General features: G+C 47.7%; 20 protein-coding genes and 2 pseudogenes. All 22 read left to right on the top strand.

Annotated features, from left to right (window positions below; all coding sequences use genetic code 11):
* Positions 1-122 precede the first annotated feature (122 nt).
* The 22 genes and pseudogenes from B2X55_RS08345 to B2X55_RS08245 all read left to right on the top strand — a co-directional run bounded on the left by B2X55_RS08345 (position 123) and on the right by B2X55_RS08245 (position 25,369).
* On the top strand, positions 123-329 hold the full coding sequence (locus B2X55_RS08345; RefSeq protein WP_286821705.1) for a helix-turn-helix domain-containing protein: 207 nt from the start codon (positions 123-125) through the stop codon (positions 327-329).
* A 23-nt stretch (positions 330-352) separates the two neighbouring features.
* Positions 353-478: a hypothetical protein gene (locus tag B2X55_RS08340; RefSeq protein WP_286821703.1), complete on the top strand. Its 126-nt coding sequence runs from the start codon at positions 353-355 to the stop codon at positions 476-478.
* 155 nt (positions 479-633) lie between these two features.
* Positions 634-1,497, top strand: coding sequence for a polysaccharide biosynthesis/export family protein (locus B2X55_RS08335; RefSeq protein ID WP_286821702.1), 864 nt, complete (start codon positions 634-636; stop codon positions 1,495-1,497).
* Between the two features lie 94 nt (positions 1,498-1,591).
* Positions 1,592-3,046, top strand: a complete 1,455-nt coding sequence (wbaP, locus tag B2X55_RS08330; RefSeq protein WP_349678243.1) for an undecaprenyl-phosphate galactose phosphotransferase WbaP — start codon at positions 1,592-1,594, stop codon at positions 3,044-3,046.
* A gap of 34 nt (positions 3,047-3,080) precedes the next feature.
* Positions 3,081-4,430, top strand: a complete 1,350-nt coding sequence (locus B2X55_RS08325; protein ID WP_286821701.1) for a GumC family protein — start codon at positions 3,081-3,083, stop codon at positions 4,428-4,430.
* A 3-nt stretch (positions 4,431-4,433) separates the two neighbouring features.
* Positions 4,434-5,543 (top strand): glycosyltransferase family 1 protein, encoded by a 1,110-nt coding sequence (locus B2X55_RS08320; protein ID WP_286821700.1) that lies wholly within the window; start codon positions 4,434-4,436, stop codon positions 5,541-5,543.
* 248 nt (positions 5,544-5,791) lie between these two features.
* On the top strand, positions 5,792-6,772 hold the full coding sequence (locus B2X55_RS08315; RefSeq protein ID WP_286821699.1) for a glycosyltransferase family 2 protein: 981 nt from the start codon (positions 5,792-5,794) through the stop codon (positions 6,770-6,772).
* A 40-nt stretch (positions 6,773-6,812) separates the two neighbouring features.
* On the top strand, positions 6,813-7,802 hold the full coding sequence (locus B2X55_RS08310; RefSeq protein ID WP_286821698.1) for a DUF6625 family protein: 990 nt from the start codon (positions 6,813-6,815) through the stop codon (positions 7,800-7,802).
* 17 nt (positions 7,803-7,819) lie between these two features.
* Positions 7,820-8,941, top strand: coding sequence for a glycosyltransferase (locus B2X55_RS08305; RefSeq protein WP_286821697.1), 1,122 nt, complete (start codon positions 7,820-7,822; stop codon positions 8,939-8,941).
* 16 nt (positions 8,942-8,957) lie between these two features.
* Positions 8,958-10,058: an EpsG family protein gene (locus B2X55_RS08300; RefSeq protein ID WP_286821696.1), complete on the top strand. Its 1,101-nt coding sequence runs from the start codon at positions 8,958-8,960 to the stop codon at positions 10,056-10,058.
* A gap of 119 nt (positions 10,059-10,177) precedes the next feature.
* A pseudogene (locus B2X55_RS10925) lies at positions 10,178-11,071 on the top strand (hypothetical protein).
* Positions 11,072-11,244: 173 nt separating this feature from the next.
* A pseudogene (locus tag B2X55_RS08295) lies at positions 11,245-12,385 on the top strand (IS256 family transposase).
* Between the two features lie 136 nt (positions 12,386-12,521).
* Complete coding sequence (locus tag B2X55_RS08290) at positions 12,522-15,737, top strand: HD domain-containing protein (RefSeq protein WP_286821695.1); 3,216 nt, start codon at positions 12,522-12,524, stop codon at positions 15,735-15,737.
* A complete protein-coding gene (locus B2X55_RS08285) occupies positions 15,734-17,104 on the top strand; it encodes a mannose-1-phosphate guanylyltransferase/mannose-6-phosphate isomerase (protein WP_286821693.1) in 1,371 nt (456 codons plus the stop codon). Before B2X55_RS08290 ends, B2X55_RS08285 begins: the two co-directional genes overlap by 4 nt.
* 37 nt (positions 17,105-17,141) lie before the next feature.
* Positions 17,142-18,782 carry a phospho-sugar mutase gene (locus B2X55_RS08280; RefSeq protein ID WP_286821692.1) on the top strand — a complete coding sequence of 547 codons (1,641 nt, stop codon included), beginning with the start codon at positions 17,142-17,144 and terminating at the stop codon, positions 18,780-18,782.
* A gap of 52 nt (positions 18,783-18,834) precedes the next feature.
* A complete protein-coding gene (gene galU, locus B2X55_RS08275) occupies positions 18,835-19,713 on the top strand; it encodes a UTP--glucose-1-phosphate uridylyltransferase GalU (protein ID WP_286821691.1) in 879 nt (292 codons plus the stop codon).
* Between the two features lie 400 nt (positions 19,714-20,113).
* Complete coding sequence (locus B2X55_RS08270; RefSeq protein WP_286821690.1) at positions 20,114-20,791, top strand: aspartate/glutamate racemase family protein; 678 nt, start codon at positions 20,114-20,116, stop codon at positions 20,789-20,791.
* A gap of 33 nt (positions 20,792-20,824) precedes the next feature.
* Positions 20,825-21,805, top strand: coding sequence for a bile acid:sodium symporter family protein (locus B2X55_RS08265; protein ID WP_286821688.1), 981 nt, complete (start codon positions 20,825-20,827; stop codon positions 21,803-21,805).
* A gap of 43 nt (positions 21,806-21,848) precedes the next feature.
* Positions 21,849-22,265, top strand: a complete 417-nt coding sequence (locus tag B2X55_RS08260) for a GlcG/HbpS family heme-binding protein (protein WP_286821687.1) — start codon at positions 21,849-21,851, stop codon at positions 22,263-22,265.
* Between the two features lie 82 nt (positions 22,266-22,347).
* Complete coding sequence (locus B2X55_RS08255) at positions 22,348-23,058, top strand: FadR/GntR family transcriptional regulator (RefSeq protein ID WP_286821686.1); 711 nt, start codon at positions 22,348-22,350, stop codon at positions 23,056-23,058.
* Positions 23,059-23,102: 44 nt separating this feature from the next.
* Positions 23,103-23,903, top strand: coding sequence for a 3-keto-5-aminohexanoate cleavage protein (locus B2X55_RS08250; protein ID WP_286821684.1), 801 nt, complete (start codon positions 23,103-23,105; stop codon positions 23,901-23,903).
* On the top strand, positions 23,903-25,369 hold the full coding sequence (locus tag B2X55_RS08245; protein WP_286821683.1) for a four-carbon acid sugar kinase family protein: 1,467 nt from the start codon (positions 23,903-23,905) through the stop codon (positions 25,367-25,369). Before B2X55_RS08250 ends, B2X55_RS08245 begins: the two co-directional genes overlap by 1 nt.
* Positions 25,370-25,467: the final 98 nt, after the last annotated feature.

Raw genomic sequence — 25,467 nt, 5'->3', positions numbered from 1 at the left:
ACGATTGGAGATATAGCGGCCCGCTTGTTAGGGCTTGGAGACGGTTTCGCCCTGGCAGTCACGCAAGGGACACTTGGCATCATGCTCCTAGCTGATGTCTATAAAGAATGGAGGGGGAATAGGTGAATGTTCTGGATGAAGTCATGACGGTCGCGGAAGCTGCCGAGCGCTGGGGGAAGGCCAGTATTACAGTAAGGCAGGCGTGCACGGGGTACAAGAAGGCCACGCCGCGTTTTCGCGAAGATGAGGCGCGCCAATCTGGGGCGACATGGCTCATCACGGTGGCAGGCATGACACGTGTCTTCGGCCCGGAGCCAGATTATCAATAACATATAATTAGGAAGTGTTGTGATTGACTCAACGATACATTGGGGACGCCATGTTCCTCCAGCGCCCCCAGCCCCTCGCCGAGCGCACGGAAGAACTGAAAGAGCTCGAAGCCCTCGACCGCCAGCGCGAAGCCGAGAAAAAAGAATAAGGCAACAGAAAAGCCTTCCCATGCACGGGAAGGCTTTTTGTGGGATACGTCCTGTTTTTGCCTGCCTGCCTTGCCATTCTTAACACAAAGTGTTAAACTGATACCGTATATCTAGCATCGATTACGAAAATATGAAAACAAGGGGTTTTGGAATCATGAAGTACAGCCTTCCGGCTTTCACCATCACGGCGCTCCTGCTGTCCGGCAGTGCCGTTTTTGCCGCGCCTGCAGCTCCGACGGCCGCGGACGTCGCGGCGCAGACGGCTGCGGGCACGCTCGCGGCTCCTGCGGTGCCGACACGCGTATCCAAGTCCAGCCAGGCCGCCGTGCAGGCAGAGCCGTCCGCCGTCCGCGAGGCTGCCTCTGACGATGATGATGACGACAGTGCGCGCTACGTCGAGTCCAAGGAGATGTTCAAGACGGCATCCCTGCGCCACACGGCGGTCTCGCCGAGCTACCGCCTCTTCCGCGGCGACACGCTGAGCATCCTCGCCGTCGGCTTTCCCGATGGCATCGGCATCGACAAGATCACCGTCGGCCTCGACGGCTACGTCCAGCTGCCGTACGTCGGCAGCGTCAAGATGGAAGGCCTGACGCTCGACGAGGCCAAGGCCGTCCTCATGGACTCCCTGACCCAGTACCTGCGCATCCCGGACCTCTCACTCGTCATCACGAGCTACGGCCCGCGCAAGGTCTACGTCATGGGCGAGGTCAACAAACCCGGCGTCCAGGAGATGGCCATCGACAACATGAATGCCTACGCCGCACTCGCCACCGCGGGCGGCTGGGCGCGCAAGGGCCGCAGCACCCGCGTCCAGATCATGCGCGTCGTCGACGGCACCATGTACTACCGCACGCTCAACATGAAAGCCTACACCGTCCGCCACGACCTCACCCAGAACGTCCAGATCGAGGACGGCGACATCCTCTACGTCCCGCGCTCCAACGGCATCAAGTTCGACACCGACATCCTGCCGTACGTCAACGCCTGGGCGCTCTACAAGAACCTGACCGACTGACAGATGGGGGACGATGGCAGTGCTGGGTGCCGATGGGGGAGAGCACCCGGCAGCTGCCGTACCTGAGACATATGATATTGGGGGAATATCACAATTGGAAAAAATCATTCGACTGGCCAACAAGACCAGAGTCAGGAGCGCGCGCTATGCCCGCTACCTGTACCCGGTCCTGTTCATCCTGCTGGACTACATCGCCATCCTGCTGGCCGAGCAGGAGGCACTGGGCCTTCATCACCTGATCGACACCGACATTGCGCCGTACGCCATCGCGCCGAAGTACTTCTACCTCTGGGTCCCGATGATCTTCATCCTGTTCCTCGGGCAGTCGCACGCCTACCGGCAGATGCATTCCATCCTCGACTCCACGCGCGACATCTTCTTTGCCGTGCTCTACGGCTTCATGGCCTGCCTGCTCATCATCTACTTCTCGGCGGCAGGCGCCCACACGTCGCGCCTCTTTGTCGGACTCTTCATCGTCCTCCTCGTGCCGAACCTCTACCTCATCCGCTACCTCACCAAGAAATTCATCAAGAAGTGCCACCTGTTCTACGAGCCCGTCATCCTCGTCGGCGCGGGCAAGACAGCCGAGCGCGTCCTGCGCTACTACCGGAATGACCTTGGCTACCGCTACGACATCGTCGGCCTCATCGACGACAATCCGCTCTCGCAAAAAGTCGCCTCGCGCTTCCTGCTCTACGGCAAAGTCGCCGACGCCGAAAGCATCATCCGCGATTCCGGCGTCCAGAACGTCATCATCACCGTGCCGGGCATGCACCGCGACCAGCTGCAGGACCTCATCTCCAAGATACAGCCCTACGTGCGTGACATCTCCTTCGCGCCCGACCTCATCGGCACCCCGATGCTCGGCGCCGAAGCCGAAGTCCTCTTCAGCGAAGAAGTCCTCATGCTCCACATGCGGAACAACCTCGCACGCCGCCGCAACCGCATCATCAAGCGCGTCTTCGACCTCATCTTCACGACCGTCGGCAGCCTGCTGATTTCACCGATTCTCCTCGTGCTGACCATCATGGTCGCCATCAGCAACAAGGGCCACGTCATCTTCGCGCATCAGCGCGTCGGCCGCAATGGGGAGCTCTTCCCGTGCTACAAGTTCCAGACCATGATCCCGAATGCGCAGGAAGCCCTGAAGAAATACCTCGCTGAGAATCCCGAGGCCCGCAAGGAGTGGGAGGAGAACTTCAAGCTCGAGCACGACCCGCGCGTCACGAGGCTCGGCGCCTTCCTGCGCAAGACCAGCCTCGACGAGCTGCCGCAGCTATGGAACGTCATCAAGGGCGACATGAGCCTCGTCGGCCCGCGCCCCATCGTCACCAAAGAGATCGAGCGCTACGGCGACTACTTCCGCGAGTACAGCATGGTCCTGCCCGGCATCACCGGCATGTGGCAGGCCAGCGGCCGCAGCGACACCACCTACGAAGAGCGCGTCGCCATGGACACCTGGTACGTCCGCAACTGGTCCGTCTGGATCGACCTCATGTACCTCTTCAAGACCGTCAAAGCCGTCGCCTTCGGCAAAGGCGCCTATTGACTCATAGTATCATGCAGAAAAGGAGTTGTATCCCTTGGATTTAGAGAAAGAAGAAAGCATCGACCTCGGCAAGCTCTGGCAGGTCACGAAGGAACACAAGAAAGTCGTCGGCGGCATCATCGTCGGCTGCACGGCCATCGCGACGATCACCGCCTTTGTCCTGCCGAAGCAGTACGAATCGACGACCCTCGTGCAGACGCGCAGCACCAGCAAGGAGATGGGCGGCCAGGCAGCGGCTATGCTCGCCGCTGCGACGGGCAGCAGCACGGCGAGCCTGACAAACAACTACATGGAGCTCATGAAGAGCCGCACCGTCCTCGACCCGATCATCGACGAGCTCTACGAGGGCAAAGACCCCGAGAAGAAGCCGGATGCCGCAGGCTTTGCCAAGTCGAACCTCGACATCAAGAACACGAAGGGCACGAACCTCATCACAGTCACCGCCAAGGGCAAGACCCCGGAAGAGGCCCAGCAGATCTCCAAGGAAGTCGTCGACAACTTCCTGACCATGCAGACGAACAACAGCCAGCAGACCCAGAGCCTGCTCGTCCAGTTCCTCAACGGCCGCATCGAAGAGGCCAAGCAGGACTCCGACGACGCTGCCCAGAAGTTTGCCGACTTCTCGCGCGAGCACAAGCTCTACAGCCCCGACGACCAGCTGAAGCAGGCCATCACCCAGGTCTCCGCCTACGACAAGTCCATCGCCGACCTCCAGAGCCAGCAGAAAGCCGCCCAGGCCCAGTACGACGTCGCCACGAACAAGCTCGGCCAGCAGAAGTCCGGCTCCAAGGCCTACAACATCAACGACAACGGCACAGTCCAGAGCATCCGCGGTCAGATCGTCGCCAAGGAAGTCGAGCTCGTCGGCCTGCGCCAGAAGTACACCGATAACAACCCGACCGTCATCGCTGCCCAGCAACAGCTCAATCAGTTGCAGGGCGACCTCTCCCGTGAAGTCAGCGCCGTCGTCGACTCCAGCGCCGCCAGCCTCAACTCCGCCCAGATGGAGCTCCTCAAGAACCAGGCCGTAGCCGAAGCCTCCATCGGCGCCGCCAAGGCCAGCGAAGACGCCGTCCGCGCCAAGAAAGACGAGATCGAGCAGGACATCAGCAAATACCCCGACGAGATGGTCACCTACATCCAGCTCAAGAGCGACGCCGAGATCAAGAAGACCATCTACACCAACCTCGTCCAGCAGTGCGAGCAGAACAAGATCCAGGAAGCCATGGAGTCCATGGACATCCAGGTCATCGACGAAGCCAACCTGCCCGACGAGAAAAAGCCGAGCGCACCGAAAAAGAAGCTCATCGTCGCTATCGGCCTCGCCATTGGCTGCATCATCGCCTTCGGCTACAGCCTCCTCATGTACAAGCGCGAGGGTTGAGTGATGGAAAAAGAACCCGTGCGCGTACTGCAGATTATTGGCATTGTTTGTGGTGGTGGTGTAGAAGCCGTCATCATGAACTATTACCGTCATATCGATTGCAACAAAATTCAGTTTGATTTCGTTGTAGACGGATATGAAAAAACAATCTTAGATGATGAGATTGAATCCTTAGGGGGCAAGGTTTATCACGTCGAGCCTTACAAAAAAAACATTTTCCGTTATATGAGCCAGATTTATCATATTGTCCGGGATCATCATTATGACATTGTCCATTCCAATATGAATACACTGTCTGTGTTCTCATTGTTTCCTGCTTGGCTGGCCGGTGCGCATCAGCGTATTTTGCACAATCATTCTACCGCCGTTCGCAGCGAGGGTATGCGGTCTGTGTTGAAGATGATACTTCGTCCTTTTGCGCCTCTTTTCGCCAATCGCTATGCAGCATGCTCGCGGTTTGCTGGCAATTGGATGTATGGTAAGAAAATGATGGAGAGTGGAAGGGTTACCATCATCAACAATGCGATTGATTTAGAGGAATATGCCTTTTCTCCGGAAATCCGTCAGCAGTATCGAAATGAATTGCATATACCTGAAGATACCTTGGTTATCGGTCATGTTGGACGATTCATGTACCAAAAGAATCATGCATTTCTGATAGAAGTCTTTCGAGAAGTGGTAAAAAAACATCCCAATACCATTCTTTTATTGATTGGTGATGGCGAACTTCGTCCGGAGATAGAAGCAAAAGTGCAGGATTATCATCTATCCGATAAAGTACGCTTTCTTGGCTTGCGGAAAGATGTAAAGAAGCTCTACAACTGCATGGATGTATTTGTATTGCCATCCTGGTATGAAGGATTACCTGTTGTTTCAGTGGAAGCTCAAGCAAATGGTCTGTTATCTATTTTTTCGGATCGGGTTACAAAAGAAAGTATGTTGACATGTTCAGCATCTTTTCTTAGCTTAGATAGTGGCTCTAAGGCGTGGGCGTCTCATCTTTTGTATAATTATGATGGACGGAATAAGGATGCTTTTACTGAACTTCAAAGTGCCGGATTTGACATCAAAGAAAGAACGAGATTTCTAGAATATTGGTATAATAGAGAATAGGCTATTGAAAGATGATTTTCTTTAAGATCAAGATCTTTCACGCTTGTCAACGCGATGATTTCTACCTCACCAACATTGATGACAATGTTGGTGCCAGAAATCCCTGAATCACTATCCTGCGGTGTTAACGACTATTGGTGTATTATATGTGACAGTTTTATGAGCAATATAAAGATGTGCTAATTAAGATAAAACCTTTTTGATGAAGTTCTGGAATATATACGGAATCTGAATGGAGAAAAGATAGAATGAATGGAGTAAAAAAACCGACGGTAAGTCTTATTGTTCCGGTATATCGAGTAGAGAATGAATTGCCTCGATGCATAAAAAGTTTGTGTCTTCAAACATATCGAGATTTTGAAGTTATCTTGGTGGATGATGGATCACCAGATCAGTGTCCGGCCCTATGTGATATGTATGCGGAAAAGTATCCATGGATTTGTTCTTTGCATAAAGAAAATGGAGGTTTATCAGATGCACGAAATGCAGGCGTGAAGATTGCCCATGGTGACTATATAACCTTCGTAGATAGTGATGATTGGGTTTCACCACGTTATTTGCAGTCATTAGTGACTCCAATTATAGAGCATCAGGCAGATATTTCAGTGGTGGATTTTCAGTCGGTCAGTGATGAGAATGAGATATGTGACTGTAATATAAAGGATGGTACAGCTTCTTTTATGGTGATGGATGCAAAGGAAGTCTTGATAAAAGTATTGTATCAGAAATATAGAGATGTATCTGCCTGGGGGATTCTTTTATCCAGGCATTTAGCACGAAAATACCCTTTTCCAAAAGGGAAACTTTTTGAGGACCTCTATACAACTTATCATTACTATTTGAGTGTAAAAAAAGTGGCAGTCATTTCCGAGAGATTATATTATTATTACCAAAGACCAGGTAGTATCATGGGAAAGCGGAATGATGCGTTTGTATTTGATTTGGAAGAATCATCGAGATTGATTGTCATGGCATGTCGGGAAGATCCCAATTTATTAAGAGCCGCAAAAAGTAAGCGGTTCAGTAATTACTGTAGAGTTCTTGCGCTCGTCCCTGATTTGAAGAAGCGATATCCAAACATTCATCATAGAGTCGTAGAAATAATCAAAGAGGATAGATGGGAAATTTTATGGAACTCATCTACTCGTATGAAAAATAAAATAGCTGCACTTGCTTCTGTATTTGGTGAACGAGGTATACAGGGCCTTTATCGGTTTAAAAGTAAATAACAAGATTGGAGAATCTGTATATTTTAGGAGGAAAAGAAAGATGAGCCCTCTCGTATTGATATGTCCCTATTTTGGGAAGTTACCAAATTATTTTCCACTGACACTTTTATCAATGAAAAATAATTCGCAGATTACATGGTTGATTTTTACAGATGATAGGACAGAATACAACTATCCCCCAAATGTCCAGATTAAGTATGTCGATTTTGATGAAATAAAGCAACTAATAAAAGAGAATTTAGATATCGATGCATCAGGAATTAAACCGTACAAACTATGCGATTATAGACCTTTTTATGGTATTATTTTCCAAGAATATATTCGGGAGTATGATTTTTGGGGACATTGCGATTTTGATTGTATATTTGGGAATTTATTTAATTTTATATCGGATGATATCTTCAATGGTTATGAAAAAATATTGTATCTAGGGCACTTGTCATTGTATAAAAATGATGAAAAAATGCGTAATTTGATTTTGTCTTTTAAGGAAGCTGTGCCTGATGCAGAGAAAAAACTACAACAAGATTATCCATATCAGTTTGATGAGGTACTAATCACTCAATACTTACTACAGGAGAAACTACCGATTTATATAGATGACGATAATATAGCCGATATATATTGCCTAAAAAAGCCTTTTTATATAACGAAAAGCCAGGTTCAGACCGACGTGGTTAATCGAAGGATATATTTGAAGTCATCGTTTATACCGAACAATGGTTTGATTTTTTCTTACCATAATGGGAAATTGCAGGGGATATTTCTAGATGAGCATGGTGAGATACGAAAAAAGGAATATATGTATCTTCATCTCCAGAAGCGTCCTATGGATTATCAAGAAAGTTTATTTCAGTCTGTTGATAGTTTTTTGATACTGCCAAATTTTTTTTCTCCTTACAAATATGTGGACAAAAAAATGATTCATAAGTATAGACAAGATGTCTTTTTTTATGGAAATTTTGCTCGAATTAAATGGAAAAATTTAAAAAATAGATTCAAGCGGATGAAAATAAAAATCGGACAATAAAAGGAGGAAGAAAAGAGATGGGTAAAGTATTGATTCTTACCTCGATTAAGCCCGATCCATATAATGGAGGAGGGCACCCCTCGGGATTAATCTGGGAGGTGATGACATATTTACGAAAAAAAAATATTGACTACGATATATTTGTTATTCCCGATGAATCTTCTAAGTTCATAAAACGATTTCATTTGTATGGGCTTTTCTATTTTAATAAATTTAAGATGAAAAAGGAATATTCATCTATTTGGGTTTATCCAGATAACATGTTATTTTATGTTCCTAAACTATTCCGCTCTCGTTGTATTGTATTGGGCCCCGATTCTCCTGGATTGCGAGATGCGCGTTTGTTTCAGAAGGCGCATACGATACTATTTAAAATGATACGGTTTTTTATGTACTCGATGGCGTTGCTTCATGAATATAGAGTTACGAGAGATGCAAAATGTGTTTTGGTTGTTGGTCGTACTGACCAACTATGGATGAGAAAATGTAACCAGAGAATAAAGAGATTGAAAGCTTTACAGCAAAAGATTTACTTTATCAGGCATCCATACTTATCAAAAGCAGTTATCCCTCTATCGCAGTTGAAATTTGCGGATAAAGAAAAAGGGCAGATGAATAAACGATTCATTTTTTCTGGGCTGATTAATGAGCGCTATACACACATTTTTTTAGAGAAAGTTATATCGCTTCTTGACTTACATACAGCATATCACTTCATCGTAACAGGAAAGGCTAATCGGTGGCTAGCGAATCTCATCGGCAGTAGAGGTAGTTGGCGTGTTGAGTATTATGAGTGGATCGATAATTATCGCGATATTTGTCAGATTGGCAGAGATATTCACTGTCTGCCAGATCAGGTCGGTGCAGGCACTAAAAATAGGTGTCTGACGGCTATGTTAAATGGCTTGGAGATTGTATCAACACCAATTGGGATAGAAAATATCAAACATGCTGGATTGAGTGGAATATATATCGCAATAACACCTCAACAATATGCACAGTATATGGATGTAGTTTTTCATAAAACGAATACACGGGAATGTATGCAAAAAATGCTAGAGGAACGAAGAAAAATCCGTGAATTAGTAGAGGAAGAATATGAGCTAGGTATGAATCATATTGTATCAATGATTGATTGACAAAGGAATGATTTGATTGGAATTCTATTATATACTTTTTTTTATAACTGTAAGTGTTTCATTTCTTTCTTTGACAAATCTTTCTCATGAAAAAAAGAATCTGGCTTTTTTCAGCCTCATTATCTTGTATATTTTTTTATCGGCTACGAGGTGGAATAACCCTGATTGGATTGTATATTATCCATTTTTTGAGGATAATTTTACCCTGGATCAGTTTACCAGTGGTCAGATAGATCCTGGATTTGGAGTGGTAAATTGGCTAGTTAAGAGTGTAATGCCAGATTTTTCTGCACTGCTAACAGTCCTAGCAATTGTCATCATTGGCATTTTTGCTCTGTTCATGTATAAATTTTCTCCATATCCACTCATTAGCCTATTGTATTGGTTTGGAACATATACTGGAGAAATTTTTTTTAATCGACAGTCGTTGGCTATTGCCATTACGTTACTTGCGTTCCCGTTTATCGTTCGTCGTAAGATGATTCCCTTTGTTCTTATTACGATTTTAGCAGCTACAATACAGGTTTCTGTGATAGGTTTTTTGTTAGCATATCCTATTTATCATTTGAAGTTCAAAGGGCGGTATCTGATTCTTATATTAGTGGCTGGTATTGTCATTGGCCAATTCCTTGATATTAAGCTAATGCTTACGGTTGCATCACTCGTACAAATTATTGACATCAATCAGGAGCGGTTGCTAGATAAGATTGATTTATATTATATGTCAGGGGCTTCGGCTGAAGAGGAGGCTGGTATGCTGATATCTTCAGTACGCAGACTTATTTTTGTGCCAATTGAAATATTCTTTATTGAAAAAATATCTAAAAATAATCCTTATTATAGAGGCTGCGTGAATTTGACTCTGTTTGGATATTCACTATTTTTCTTGCTGAAGAATGTTAGTCCTACTGTGGCTACACGGGTCAGTTCGCCGTTCTATATGTATGAGATTATTGTAATACCAATGATATTTACTCTGGCCCGTAATTTTTGGGTTAAGATTTTGTTTTTTGTCGTTATTGCAGTGTATTCCTTTGCCAAATATATATATGGCATTAACCTATATGAGGATATTTTAGTTCCATATACTAATGTGCTATTTGGTGATATCCAATAATATATTTTTATCATTTAATTTATTTATCAGTTTACAGTTTTTGAGACATAATAAAATCGCGTAGCCACTGCTGTTCTATAATAGATTCACCATAAACCAAATACGAGAGGTGCTACGTGATGTCTCAATTATACACTAGTCAGCCGACAGTTAATAGACTCTTGGCGATTTTTCTTCCTTGTTTCCATTTGCGACGAGGCCAACGCGCTATCTGCTGGCCTGACTCCTCATCGTTCAGCTGATTCTGGAGTCGGCTCCGTCGGTGCGCTGCTTGCTCTGGCAGTTCTTAGTGGAAGCAGACGAACGCATCGTTCAACAGCTCTTACCGTGCCCATTGGCAACGGGCCTATCACAGATGCGTTGATCCGCCGTCAGGAATCGGCTCTGCGAGTGCTTGCCATATTACCGGAGGCACTGGCACTGTGACAGGAGCTCATTTTGCTCAATGTGGATGACACGCCCATTGCCGAGTGGGGCAAGCAATTCGAGGGGGTGGGCATCGTGTACGACTACACCATGCACAATGGCAGGTCCTATTTCAATTGCCATGCCCATCCTTCATGAGAACACGGGCAAGTAGCAGATTAGCCATATCACAATGTCGATTGGCTACGCATGAGCAATGTCTGGCAGGAGAACAAGACACTTTGTAACCCCAGCTCCAAGCATATGGCCGATTTACCTGCTCAAGCTCTTCTGGGGCATTGGGACGAATTACTATGAATAGAAAATGTTCTGGGAGTTCGGCATCTACAAAGTTAGCACAAAGACCACGATTGAGTATCTGCTGAACCTGACAAATGTCGGCATGTTCTCATGAAAATCCTGCCGTATGAGAATGAGAGGCTCAGAGCCTACCAGGACAAGAGTTCACAAGAATTGCGGCATGTGCTGAGTCGGCAGATCCGCAAGGATGTATTTTATGCCACTTTGATGTCCAAGGCCCAAAGTAGCATAAATTCAACTTCAAAGCCTTGCAAGTATTGTCTTGGGGCGATGAGCAAGCAGCTTAAAAGCTGTAAACTGCTGTACTGCGAACACCATTATAACAAAGCAGTCTATGTGTTATTTTTATTTGATAAGGTAAAATATATTTCGTAAATTCAATTTCATAAAAAATAGACATAGTCTATTGCCGCTAGTACAATTAAGTTACCACACCAAATTCGTAAGGAGGCAATAGACCATGTCTGGTAACATTATACAACTTAACGAGGATCTTATAAAGAATAATTTAAAGGATCTTGTACGCGACAGCGTAGAAGAAACACTGAATGCCCTGCTCGACCATGAGGCGGACGAGCTTGTCCGTGCTGGCAAGTATGAGCGGACGGGAGACCGTAAGGGCTACCGTTCCGGTCATTACGAGCGGAATTTCGGCACGACTTCCGGTGAAGTCAAGCTGCGCGTGCCCAAACTCAAGGGCATCCAGTTCGAGACGGCCATCATCGAACGCTACAAACGCCGTGAATGCTCGGTCGAGGAAGCCCTTATTGAGATGTACCTTGCTGGCGTATCCGTGCGCCGTGTCGAAGATATCACCGAAACGCTTTGGGGCACGAAGGTCTCTTCGGGCACCATCAGCAACCTCAACCGTTTACGTCGACTGCATTTACCTCAAGCGCTGCTGGGGGGATGAGATTCAGAATGTATCCGTTTTGGTCGCTATTGGCGTCAACAAAGACGGATTTCGTGAGATCCTCGGTGCAGCGGAAGGTATGAAAGAGGACAAGGAAAGCTGGCTGAACTTCTTCACCTGGCTCAAAAGCCGGGGCCTTACAGGCGTGCGTCTCGTTGTCGGCGATAAATGCCTTGGTATGCGGGAAAGCATCCCTGTGGTCTTTCCTGAAACCAAATACCAGCGCTGCACGGTCCATTTTTACCGGAACGTCTTCACGGTGACGCCAAAGACTAAGATGAAGCAGGCTACCTTGATGCTCAAAGCAATCCATGCGCAGGAGAGCAAAGAAGCAGCTCAGGAAAAGACGGCGTCCATTGCAGCCAAGCTCCGCGAAATGAAGCTCTTGTCCGCAGCCAAGAAGGTTGAGGAAAGCGTTGGCGAAACCTTGACTTACATGGATTTTCCTACCGAACACTGGAGTCGAATCCGCACGAATAACTTGACGGAACGAGTAAATCGCGAGATACGCCGCCGTACAAGGGCCATTGGTGCATTTCCTGACGGCAACAGTGCGCTGATGCTCGTCTGTGCCAGACTTTGCCATGTTGCCGCCTCAGAATGGGGCTCGAAGCGCTATATGGACATGGAACATCTATTCAAGATGGAAATTGAGCAGCCAGCTGACGAGGAAAATCCATACATTTGATGCCGATATTTACTGGCGGATGAAATGAATTTGCGAAAGAATCTTGACACTACCTTTAATTTAGCTGTCTAGGAGATGCTGCACTTAGATTATAAATCCATCTCATAAATACATCAGATAAAAGGAGGATAATGATATGTTGACGTTAGAGGATCAATTAAAATCGTTTCACGATGATGATCCAGTATATGCTCATTTATATGAATTGTGGAAGAATGCAAAGTTTGATCTTGAAAAAATCTTGCAGAATGTCATCCTATCATTTCCTCATTATAGTCTGCACGATGCTTCTCATTCACAGATGATTATCCGCTATATCGAAGCGGTGCTAGGGGAAGAACGCATCAAGCTGTTGAAGCCGACGGAGATATGGCTGATGCTCATGAGTGCCTATACACATGATATTGGCATGCTGATATCGGACAAGGAAATACGTTCTATATGGAAGGATGACAAGTTCAAGGATTATATAGAAGGAATTTCGGACTCATCAGATTTATATCGATATGCGCAATATATCTTGAAGCCGCAGGGAAATCGAGAAAATCTGGATCTTCCATCGGATTGGCCTGTGGATGTCAAGATGGCAGTTATTTATTTGACAGCAGATTATGTTCGTCGCCGCCATCCAGACCGGAGCAGGGATATCATTACGTCTAGATTTGATAATCCTCCTCTCTGTTTTGATTTTTCTTTCTTGCATTTCATCAAGGAGCGTATCCAGCTTTTGCTGGGCAAGTTGGCTAGCTTGCATGGCGCATCTTTTGATGATATTTTCACCTTGGAAAAGTGCTGCCAGGGAATGGGGCAGGCAGATGATATTGTCTATCCGCGTCGGATTGCAGCATTCCTGCGCCTAGGAGATCTTCTCGACCTTGATAACAAACGCTTTGATGAGAATGCGTATACGCTTATTGGGGATGTGCCAGTAACGACTGAGGCGCATCGTGATAAGCACGCTTCTCTGGAACATTTCCTTGTGCGGGACAACAAGATTGAGGTGGCTTATGACTGTCCGACTGAAGATGCCTATCTCGCTGCAAGTGGCTGGATATCCTATCTGAAGCAGGAAACGGAGAATCTGGCACTGCGCTGGAATGATATCGTATCGGATAGCTTCGGCTCGGCGCCAGTGGTGACCTCTTGCAAAATTAAATTGAATGGCGAACTGATACAGGGAAATGCGCTGAACAGCTTCAAGTTCACGAAAGATACGATTTTTGAGCTCTTACAGGGAGCTAATATTTACCGCAATCAATTTGCCTGCCTGCGAGAACTGATACAGAATGCAGATGATGCTTCTAAGTTGCGTTTGTGGGAAGATTTGAAGGCCGGTAATGTAAAGGTGGACGGTTTTGATAAGTCTAATCTTAATGATTTGACGCCGTTTGATATCACGGATAAGATTCGTGATCGATATCCGATTGATGTTGTTTTCCAATACGATGAAACTGAAAAAGGTTTTCATGTCAGTGTATCGGATAAGGGAATCGGAATCTCAGACCAGCAGCTGAAGCAGATGGAGAATGTGTCTTCGAGCTGGCATATGCGTGCTGACAATAAAAGATCGTATGCTAATATGGTAAAGTGGTTGACGCCCACTGGAGCATTTGGCGTGGGACTGCAATCTGTTTTCCAACTGACGGATACACTGCGATGTGAGACATATCCGAGGAATGAGAGCGCAAAGGAAATCATATTCCGTTCCAAGAAAAAAGGTGGACGTATTTCCAAACGTAATCTTGTTACGAATGAAGCCTATCGAGATGGAACAATATTTACATTTTTTATACCAGACGATTCATTCAATCATATGACCTGGTCGCTTGGTGGAATATTTGATAAAAAAATCAATGAACTCGATCCATTTGAATACGATGATTTAGATGCAGAAGTAATTCAAAAGACTTTTTATCTAATAGAATGTATTTCACGTGATGCTGATAACAATTTCTTCCCAATTCAAATTATATCAAAGCAGGAAGATAAAGCGACAGGCCAAGAATTAATTCAGACATTGATTATATTGAGCAATAATGAAAATACGGCAAAATCAAGAAAATTTGAAAAAATATCTGATGATTTATCAGGATCGTGCATTTGCAATGTTACGACCATTATTGCCTATAATAGAAAATATGCTATATCATATGTAATAAATATAAAGCATGGAAATAATTTCGGGCATATGACGCAAGCATTCTTTAAAGGAATGCGATTGGATGTAGCTCAATTCCGTGATCTTATCGCATCACCATATGATAAATATATGCAAGTGAATATTTATCTAGATGGCTTTCCTACACAAGAATATCTAACTCTAAGCCGTGAAAAGATACGTGAAGAAAAACGAGGACAACTCTTTAAAATTATAGAGAAAGATATTTGCTTGTTAATAGATTTTTTGCTAAAGACCTATAAAAATTCCCCAACTGATAATCCCAATCTCGCTCTTTCTTTAGCCTGTTTAACCGAATGCCTTCTTAACACTCATAAGAAAGATAAAACCTCTTTGCAGGAGGAAATTGCTGAGTATAGGAAAGTATTATCATCTCATCTAACTAGCACAATATCATGTTTTCAGATTTTCGATGATGATACTGTAAAACAAGTTTCAAAAAAAGCAAGTGAAGTGTTCTTAAAATTTTGGGGCAATGAATCATTTTATTTACTGCAATTAGGAGAGAGTCGTCATTCATTTCCTAATTATTTTAATCCGACTGAAGAAAAGATGATTTCAGAAATAAAGGGACTAATTCCTCTCCATAAGGAAATTGAAAGAATTCAATCGAAATCCATCCTCTTTCTTGATGGTATGTTCCGTAATATTGTTCATCGCAGCAATGCATCTGCTCAGTATATAAGTGGCAGTATTACGATTCAGAAAATGCTGTATCACTGCACATTGAATTCGGATATCGGGGTTCCTGTTGTTACTGAATCAATCAGGAATGAAATTAATGATCAAATGAAAAAATATGGCCGTATTTTGACGGATGCAATTAAGGATTATGAAGATATTGCAATATGCAATATTGACAAGTATTTTCCCTATCAGCATCGGTATACGTGGTGCATAGTGTCAAAGGCCTTTATGATATCTCCTTTTTCCAAGAACGATGTCGATAAACAATTACAATCGATTCAGTCTCATGATGATATCAATGAATTCTGGAAGCAGTTGATGAATCGAGATGACTTTAAGCGGTTAGTTTCTTACGTCAAAAAACATAATCTCAATCCGGCTATTTCGGAGGATAAGATTCGTGATACATACCGCAAATGGGTCTATGACATTTTATCGCCCAGAGAGATAGCAGAGAGTACAGATAATGAGGAGAATAACGCATGAAAATCATAATCTTAGCCGGTGGCGGCGGCTCGAGGCTTTTTCCGCTGTCACGCAAGTCGTATCCGAAGCAGTTCTTGAAGCTGGAGGATGAGAAGTCGCTGCTGGTGCACACGGTGGAGCGATTCTTGGATTTTGTGGTGCCGGAGGATATTCTGGTGGTGACGAATCAGCGCTATCTCTACCATGTGCAGAATGAGCTGACGGAGTGCCAGGCGGAGGGGGCGCATATCATCCTGGAGCCGGTGGCGCGCAACACGGCCCCGGCGATTGGCCTGGCGGTGCAGTTCTGTGAGGAGAAGCTCGGCTGCGAGGGGCGGGAGCCTCTGGTGGTGGCGGCGGCGGACCATGTGATCCGGCCGCAGGATGTGTTCACGGCCTGTATTGCGGAGGCGGCGGAGGTCGCGCAGCAGGGGGATGGCAGTCTTGTGACGTTCGGCATCCCGGCGAAGTCGCCGGAGACGGGCTACGGCTACATCGAGGCGGGCGCATCGGATGGCAAGTCGTTTATCGTCGAGTCGTTCAAGGAGAAGCCGGACCTCGCGACAGCAGAGCGCTATGTCGCGGCGGGCAATTACTACTGGAATTCGGGCATGTTTGCCTTCACGATTGACTTCATGAAGGGGGAGATGGCGAAGTACCAGCCGGAGATCGCGGCCATCCTCGAGGGGGGCTATGATCGTGCGGTGGAGCGCTTTGCGGACATGCCGGAGATCTCGATCGACTACGCGATTGCAGAGCGCTCGCAGGCGGTCCGCATGGTGCCGCTGACGTGCTACTGGAATGACATCGGCTCGTGGGATGCGATGTATGATATCCTGCCGCACGATGCGCACGGCAATGCTCTGCAGGGCGATGTGCTGGCGCTTGACTGCAAGGACTCGCTGATCATGGGGCACGACCGGCTCATTGCGGGCATCGGCCTCGATGACCTCTTGCTCGTCGAGACGGACGATGTCATCGTCGTGGCGAAGAAGGGCGAGTCGCAGAAGGTCAAGACGGTCGTCGAGAAGCTCAAGAAGATGGGCCGCAAGGAAGCCGTCGAGCACACGACGATGTACCACCGCTGGGGCACGTCGACGGTGATCGGCCAGGGCGTCGGCTACCGCATGAAGAAGGTCCGCGTCATGCCGGGCAAGGCCATCGCGATGCAGATGCACTACCACCGCACGGAGCACTGGGTTGTGCTGCGCGGCACGGCGGAGGTCACGCGCGGCGAGGAAAAGATGATGATCCACGAGCGCGAGTCCGTCTTCATCCCGCAGACGACGAAACATAAGCTCAAAAATCCGGGCCGCATCCCGCTCGAACTCATCGAGATCCAGAACGGTTCCTACATCGGCGAGGATGATATCGTGCGGTTTGAATGAAGACACAGGAAAGCAGGGGATAGACGATATGTCGTACATGGATACCTATAAGGACTGGCTGAGCTGGTGTGATGATGAGGCGAAGGCGGAACTGCTGGCGATCGAGGACGCGAAGGAGCTTGAGGACCGCTTTTACTGCGAGCTGAAGTTTGGCACGGGCGGGATGCGCGGTGTCATGGGCATGGGGCCGAATCGCATGAACAAGTACATGATCCGCAAGGCGACGAAGGGCTTTGCAGACTATCTTTTTGCGCACTGCACGGAGGAAGAGCGGGCGCGCGGTGTCGTGATCGCCTACGATTCGCGCCATCACTCGCAGGAGTTTGCGCGCGAGGCGGCGAGGGTGCTGACCTCGGCGGGCATCCCAGTCAAGATCTTCGCGGAGCTCGAGCCGACGCCGGTGCTGTCGTTTGCCGTGCGCCATCTCGGGGCCATCGCGGGCCTCGTGCTGACGGCGAGCCACAACCCGAAGGAGTACAACGGCTACAAGGTCTACGACCGCCACGGCGACCAGATCGTGCCGCGCATCGCGAACCGGTTGATTCAGTGCGTTAAAGCGGTGACGGATATCCCGGGCATTGAGGCGGCGGGCGATCCGAGTCTCGTGCAGGAGCTCGGCGAGGATGTCGTCAATGCGTTCGTCGAGGCCGTCTACCGAGAATCGGTCTGCAAGGGGGATGTGGGGCCGCTGCGCATCGTCTACACGCCGTTGCATGGTGCGGGCATGAAGCCCGTGCGCAAGGTGCTCGCACGCGCGGGCTTTGCCGATGTCCATGTTGTCCATGAGCAGGAAATGCCAGACGGGGATTTTTCGACGGTGAAGTCACCGAATCCGGAGGAGAAGAGCGCGCTGACGCTTGGCCTGCAGCTCGCGTCGGAAATCGGGGCGGACATCGTCATCGGCACGGATCCGGACAGCGACCGCATCGGCGTCGGCGTGCGTCAGGGGAACGAGTACGTCCTGCTGACGGGCAATCAACTTGGCGCCCTGCTCGCGGACTTCCTGCTCGAGGCGCACAAGGCGGAGCTGACGCCTGCGACGACGGTCATGAAGACGGTCGTGACGGGCGAACTCGGCGCGGCCATTGCGCGCGCCAGGGGCTGCCAGGTCGTCGAGACGCTGACGGGCTTCAAGTACATCGGCGACAAGATCACTGAGTATGAGCAGGATCCGGATCATGACTTCTTCTTCGGCTATGAGGAGAGCTACGGCTGCCTCGTCGGCACCTACGCGCAGGACAAGGATGCCGTTGGCGCGGCCCTGCTCGTCGCCGAGATGGCCGCCTGCTGCAAGAAGCAGGGCAAGACGCTCTGCGACCGCCTGCACGAGCTCTACGCAGAGTACGGCTACTACTACGACGCGCAGGCCTCGTACAAGCTCCAGGGCATCGCGGGCAAGGAGAAGATTCAGGCCATCATGGATACCCTGCGCGAGCAGAAGGCCGCCTTCATTCCCGAGCCCACAGAGGTACTCGATTTCGCCAAGGGCATCGCAGACCTGCCGCGGACGAACCTGCTCAAGTACCGCGTTGAGGACGACTCCTGGATTGCCATCCGCCCGTCCGGCACTGAGCCGAAGCTCAAGATGTACTGCTCGCTTGTCGAGAAAGACGAGGCGGCGGCAAAAAAGAAGTTTGCCGTTATCCGGAAGAATTTTGAGCATGTGTTTGATTTGTGACAATTACAAGTACAAGGGAATATCGTGTTTTAGAAGGTGAGGGAAATTTATTATGCAGAGGATTCGCAAGGCAGTTATACCGGCAGCTGGTTTTGGCACGCGATTTTTACCGGCGACGAAAGCGACGCCGAAGGAGATGCTGCCGATCGTGGACAAGCCGACGATTCAGTACATTGTGGAGGAGGCTCTGGCGAGCGGGATTGAGGAGATCCTGATCATCAGCGGCCATGCGAAGCGGGCCATCGAGGATCACTTCGATTCGGCACCGGCGCTGGAGATGGAGCTCGAGAAGAAGGGGAAAACCGAGCTCCTGAAGATGGTGCGCGAGACGGGGGCCATCGATATCCATTACATCCGTCAGCAGCATATGCGGGGCCTCGGCGATGCCGTTCTCTGTGCGCGCGCGTTCGTGCAGGATGAGCCGTTTGCCGTACTGCTCGGCGATGATGTCGTCTACAACGGCGAGGGCCGACCGGCGCTGAAGCAGCTCATCGATGTCTACAATGCGACAGGTTCATCCGTCCTTGGCTGCCAAACGGTGTCGGAGGACAAGGTGTCTTCATATGGCATCGTCAAGGGAGAGCCGACGGATGATGCGCGCACGATGCGCGTGCTCGACATGGTGGAGAAGCCGTCCCTCGAGGACGCTCCGAGCCGCATGGCTGTCCTGGGCCGCTACATCATCACACCGGCGATCTTTGACATCCTCGCGCATACGCTGCCGGGCAAGGGCAATGAAGTCCAGCTGACGGATGCGCTGCAGGTACTCGCACATCGTCAGCCGGTCTACGCCTATGATTTTGAGGGAATCCGCTATGACCTCGGCGACAAGCTGGGTTTCCTCAAAGCGACGGTGGAGTTTGCGCTACGTCGCCCGGATCTTGGCGGCAAGTTTGCGGCGTATCTGAAGGAGCTCGTACCACAGCTTTGATGTGTACTTTTGTCGACGCAATAACTATTGCAAGCTCGGCCAGCTCGAGTATCGCGGTCTGCGCTTCGAGACAGGAGAATATCATCTTCGGCGGGCGCCTGGCAGAGTACAAGTACTACGGGACGATCTCATCAAGAGCGCCCTGGAGCGCGTAAGGGTAGAGCTGAAGAAGTAAGAGGAGTGTGGCCGGAAAAGACAGATGGTATCAGCCAAGCCGCCCTGTAGCTGTTATAGTTGCAGGGCGGCTTTTTGGTAGGAGGTACAATCAGTAATAATATAGAATAATAAAAAATACTTGACATTTAAGCTCTATTCGTATATTATAAGACCATAGACATAAGACATCTGATGTCTGATGTATTAGAAGCTAGATGATAATGCGTATGAGGAGGATGTTATCATGAAAGTAGCTGTTGTGTATACGAGTACGACCCCTGAGCTGATTGCCGATCTTGAAAGGGAATTGAGAAGTGTAATGCCTGCTGACGTGACGATCGCTAACTATCAGGACCCCTCCATCTTGGCGGAAGTTCGTGAGCATGGTTATGTAACAGCTCCGCCAGCTGCTCGTTTGATCAGCATGTACATGAAAGCTGTTTCGGAAGGTGCAGATGCGATTCTGAATGTATGTTCATCTGTTGGTGAAGTTGCAGATGCAGCACAGGATATTGCGAAATATACAGGTATTCCTATTGTTCGAATTGATGAAGAAATGTGCCGCGAAGCTGTCCGTCTGGGAACACGCATCGGCGTCATGGCTACGCTGCAGACTACGTTGGAGCCGACAAAAAATACCGTACGGCGTGTCGCTCGTGAAATGAATAAACACGTCACATTAGTCGATGCTTTGGTTGAGGGCGGTTTCGGCTTGAATCCAGAAGAATTTAAGCAGTTGATGACAAAATATGCTGGAGAGATTCATGATCAGGTCGATGTGATTTTGTTTGCTCAGGGCTCTATGGCTTATTGCGAGGAATACATTCATGACAAATATCAGAAACCGGTGCTCTCGAGTGTACGATTCGGTGTTCGTGCTTTGCGTAAGGCTTTAGTCGCTAAAGGGCTGCTTCCGGAATAAACTAGGATACATTGAAAGAAAGAGGCGAAAAACATGTTGGGGAAGCTCGGTAAATTTGTTGCTTTCATGAACAAGTACTTCACATTATGGATTGTACTGGGTGCTGTAGCTGCATACTTTGATCCGGCGCCATTTAAGCCACTTTCCAAGTATGTGTCATACTGCATCATGGCGGTTATGCTGAGTATGGGACTGACGGTATCCGTCAAGGATTTCCAGCTGGTATTTTCCAGACCGAAAGATGTAGGCTGGGGAATCGTACTCCGTTACCTGATCATGCCGTTTGTCGCTCTGGCACTGACCAAGATCCTGGGCCTTCCACCCGTCTTGGCTGTCGGTATGATTTTGGTCGGATGCTGCCCGAGCGGCGTAGCCAGTAATGTCATGACATTCCTGGCTAAGGGCGATGTTGCTCTTTCGGTAACTGTATCTTCTGTCAATACACTGTTAGCTCCGTTGATTACGCCGTTTATGTTCACGCTTCTGGCTGGCTCAATCATCGAGATTGATACTTGGGGAATCCTGAAGGATATTTTGAAGATTGTCTTGATTCCAGTTGGCTTGGGCATTGCCATCCGCTATTTCTTCTCAACATTCGTGGATAAAATCACCCCGATTATCCCGATTGTATCGCTGATCGCTATTTTTGTTACGACGAGCTCCGGCTTTGCACTCAGCGCTGATTCGTTTGCAAGTGTTGCCTGGATTGCGTTTGTCGCAGTTATTCTGCACAACCTTACGGGATTAAGTGTAGGATATCTAGCTGCACGTGCTGTGGGAATGCCGAATTACAAGGCAAAAGCCATTTCCTTTGAAATTGGTATGGAAAACGGCGGACTTGCCATGGCTTTAGCTATTGCGCATTTGGCTCCACTGGCGTTTATCCCTGCAGCAATATTCAATTTGGTTCACAATATCACAGGACCAGCTGTAGCCACGTTTTGGCGTAGCCGTCTCGAAAAACAGCAGGCCGAAGCAGCGATGGTCGACCATACCAGCCTGAAAAAGGGCTAAAAACGTATTGTACATGTGCTCTTATGATTGAGAAGGGATTTTAATGGAAAACATGACTCTGGATTTTGCTAAATCCATCGCCGAATTTGCAGAAACTTTGGTGAAGAATGAATACGGTGACAATCCATTCAGTGTAGCTGTCGTCGATAAAGATGGTTTTACGATTCTTTATCAGAAAAAAGATGGTGCCAAACTATTGACAATTGCACTCACACCGGCTAAAGCCTACACGGCTGCCCGCATGGGACAATCTACAGCTGATTTTTTAGCACGATTGCAGCGTGAACATCTCGAGATTTGCTATTTCGCAGATGAGAAGTTTGTCGCTATGCCTGGTGGTGTACCAATCAAAAATCCAGCCGGTAAGTTGATCGGCGCGGTTGGTATTGGAGGGCTGAAAGAGGATGGCGATGTTGCCATGAAGGTCGCTGCACATGCTGAGGCGTTGATGGAGCAATAAAAGTTGGAGAAATTGGACTCTCCAGATTGTCCTATGGTTCTTAATAGTGGTATACTGTAGGAATCAGAGGAGGGTCCGATTTATGCATGATAACGCAATCAAGAAACTGAACAGTAAGCCCTTAGTTGAACAGATTATCGATACGTTCACAGAAGCCATTATCAAAGGAGAATTCAAACCAGGCGATAAAATTCCTAGTGAAATGGAGCTTTGTGAAAGACTACAGGTTGGGCGCAGCTCACTTCGTGAGGCAATAAAGATTTTGGTCGCCTATGGAGTCTTATCCATCCATCGGGGCGATGGAACGTATATACAGGATTCTTTTAGCGAAAAAATGCTATACCCGGTCATTTACGGGATCATCTTGCAAAATGATTCTTCGAAAAGCCTCTTAGATATGCGTCAGGTCATTGATGCAGGGAGTATACAGCTTTCGATGGATAAATGGAATGATGAAATGCTGCAGGAAATTGAAGACGGGCTAGCGCATCTTCGTAAAGTTGCGACAGGAAATCATGTTACACCAGAAGCTATTTTTGCGGCAGATATAGAATTCCATGATATTATCGTCAAATCTACGCACAATGAGATCTTGATTTCTTTATGTAAATATATGGATCGGATCACGGAGGTATCACGTATTCAAACAACGAAAAAAATCATTGAGATGCATTGCATTGATGAATTGATTCGTAAACACGAGGAACTCGTCGATGTCATTCGCCGTAAAGACCAAGCGAATATCGGTACTGTTGTTAGAAGTCATTATCAGTTCTGGAAAGATCAGCTGTAACAATCATCTGATTATCTTCCAGGCTGAGGAACTGGAGGATAAAAATGGATAAAGTTTTGATTTCAGTAGCTCCGGTCAGTGGAATAAACCACCAGATTATTCCAGAAGAAATTGCAGAAGATGTGATTGCCTGTTGGAAAGCTGGTGCAGCTATGGTACATCTGCACGTTCGTGATGGGCAGGGGAATCTGACTACGGATACTACTCTTTTTCAGAAAACCGTGGATTTAATCCGTCAGAATACCGATATGATTATTGAAGCATCAACGGGCGGTGTATCGAAACTGAATATTCAGGAACGGTGTGTACCGTTGTACTTAGATTCAGTAGAGGCTTGTTCTTTGAATGTTGGATCTACAAATCTTGGGCGCCAAGTTTATTGTAACCCACTTGATGATGTGGACTATTGCATTCGAGAAATATTAAAGAACAAGAAGACACCTGAAGTTGAAACGTTTGAAGTTGGCCATACCTACACAATGGAACGTTTTATGAAAAAATATGACTTTGTTGAACCCGTTCTTTTCAGTATTGTGTTAGGGCATGAAGGAGAAGCACCTGCCACCCCGCAGGCACTGGCGACCATGATCCAGATGATACCATCGAATGCACTGTGGGGCATCACACATGCAAACCGTCGCGATTTTTCAATCATTGCCGCAGCTGCTGGCATGGGCGCAAAAACGATCCGTATCGGTTTCGAAGACAGTGACTATCTGGATCCAGATACGAGAGTCTCGAGTAATCTTCCATTGGTCAAAAAGACGGTAGAACTCTTGCATGCCATGGATAAAATGCCGATGACACCGGAAGAGGGACGGGCGTATTTTCAGATAGTGAAGTGATGGATATGGAAAAATGCGAAGTGAGTCCCAGCTACGATATTTCTTTTCTCGATACATTTCCGTCTTTGAACTTTCCTGATTTACAAGAACGTTTAGCCGCAGTAAGCATGCACGATAACCATAAGATTGTCGTATTGGATGACGATCCAACTGGTGTACAGACTCTGCATGATGTGTCGGTTTTTACGGACTGGTCGGAGTCTGCTATCGAAGAAGGCTTTCGCGAGAAACAGAAGCTATTTTATATTCTGACGAATTCACGCAGCTTTTCTGCAATAAAAACCAAACAGGTTCATCAGGAAATCGCTGAGCGAATCCTGAAGGTAGCGCAACGTTTGCAGAAAGATTTTTTGATCATCAGCCGCAGTGATTCTACATTGCGGGGGCATTATCCGCTAGAGACACAGACTTTACGCGAAACATTGGAAGCTCATTCGACGAAACATGTGGACGGTGAAATTCTTTGTCCTTATTTCAAAGAAGGCGGCCGGTTCACTTTTGGTGATGTACACTATGTTTGTTATGGCCGGAAATTAGTGCCAGTTGGACAAACTGAATTTGCTGAGGACCAGACGTTCGGGTATCATGCTTCGAATCTGCGTGACTATGTTGAAGAAAAGACACAAGGCGCGTATAAGCGGGAAACCGTCATGTCTATCTCCATTGCAGAACTGCGGCAGGGCAATGTGGAAGCGATTGCCGCACGTTTATGCCAAGTTCATGATTTTGGCAAAGTAATTGTCAATGCCGTTACGCAAGACGATGTTCGCGTTTTCGTTCTGGCACTTTATGAAGCTCTGTCGCGTGGCAAGTATTTCCTGTTCCGCACGGCGGCTGCTTTCGTAAAGGAGATGGGGGCAATAGAAGACCGCCCTTTGCTCACACATGCAGAAATATTTCAGGAAAAAAGCATGGCAACACAGCAAAGCGGAGGAGTGATCGTGGTCGGATCTCATACGGAGAAGACCACAGCACAATTAAAAGCCTTACAAGGCTTGCCGGGACTTGAATTTCTGGAATTGGATTCGGATCTAGTACTGAAACCGAAGCTGTTTTCCCAGGAAGTAAACCGTATCCTGGAAAGGGAAGAAGCAATTATTCGAGCGGGAAAGACGGCGGTCATCTATACCAAACGCAAAGTTTTGACCTTGCCTGATGACACGAAGGAGTCCGCTCTAGCTCGTTCGGTGAAGATTTCTGATGCGGTACAGTCACTCGTAGGAAGATTATCGATTACACCTTCTTATGTGATTGCTAAAGGCGGAATTACGTCCAGCGATGTTGCTACAAAAGCCCTTCATGTGCACAAGGCTACGGTAATTGGTCAAATTTGTCCAGGTGTTCCAGTCTGGCGTACAGGTCGTGAGAGTAAATTCCCGCAGATTCCCTATATCATTTTTCCTGGGAATGTAGGTGATACAGATACATTACGTCAAGCTGTCCTGACCCTGCAGTCCGCAAGTTGATTCGCTCGATGGAGATCTATCACCAGAAGTTTGGCATGGTCTATCAGAGCCGCTACATTTCCGATGGCTATACGATAGGGGCAATGGCACTGTGGCGG

It is taken from the genome of Mitsuokella sp. UBA4253 (genome assembly GCF_002395285.1).
Lineage (GTDB): Bacteria > Bacillota > Negativicutes > Selenomonadales > Selenomonadaceae > Mitsuokella > Mitsuokella jalaludinii.
The sequence above is the reverse complement of the archived record's forward strand: the minus strand, read 5'-3'. Positions and strand labels throughout refer to the sequence as shown.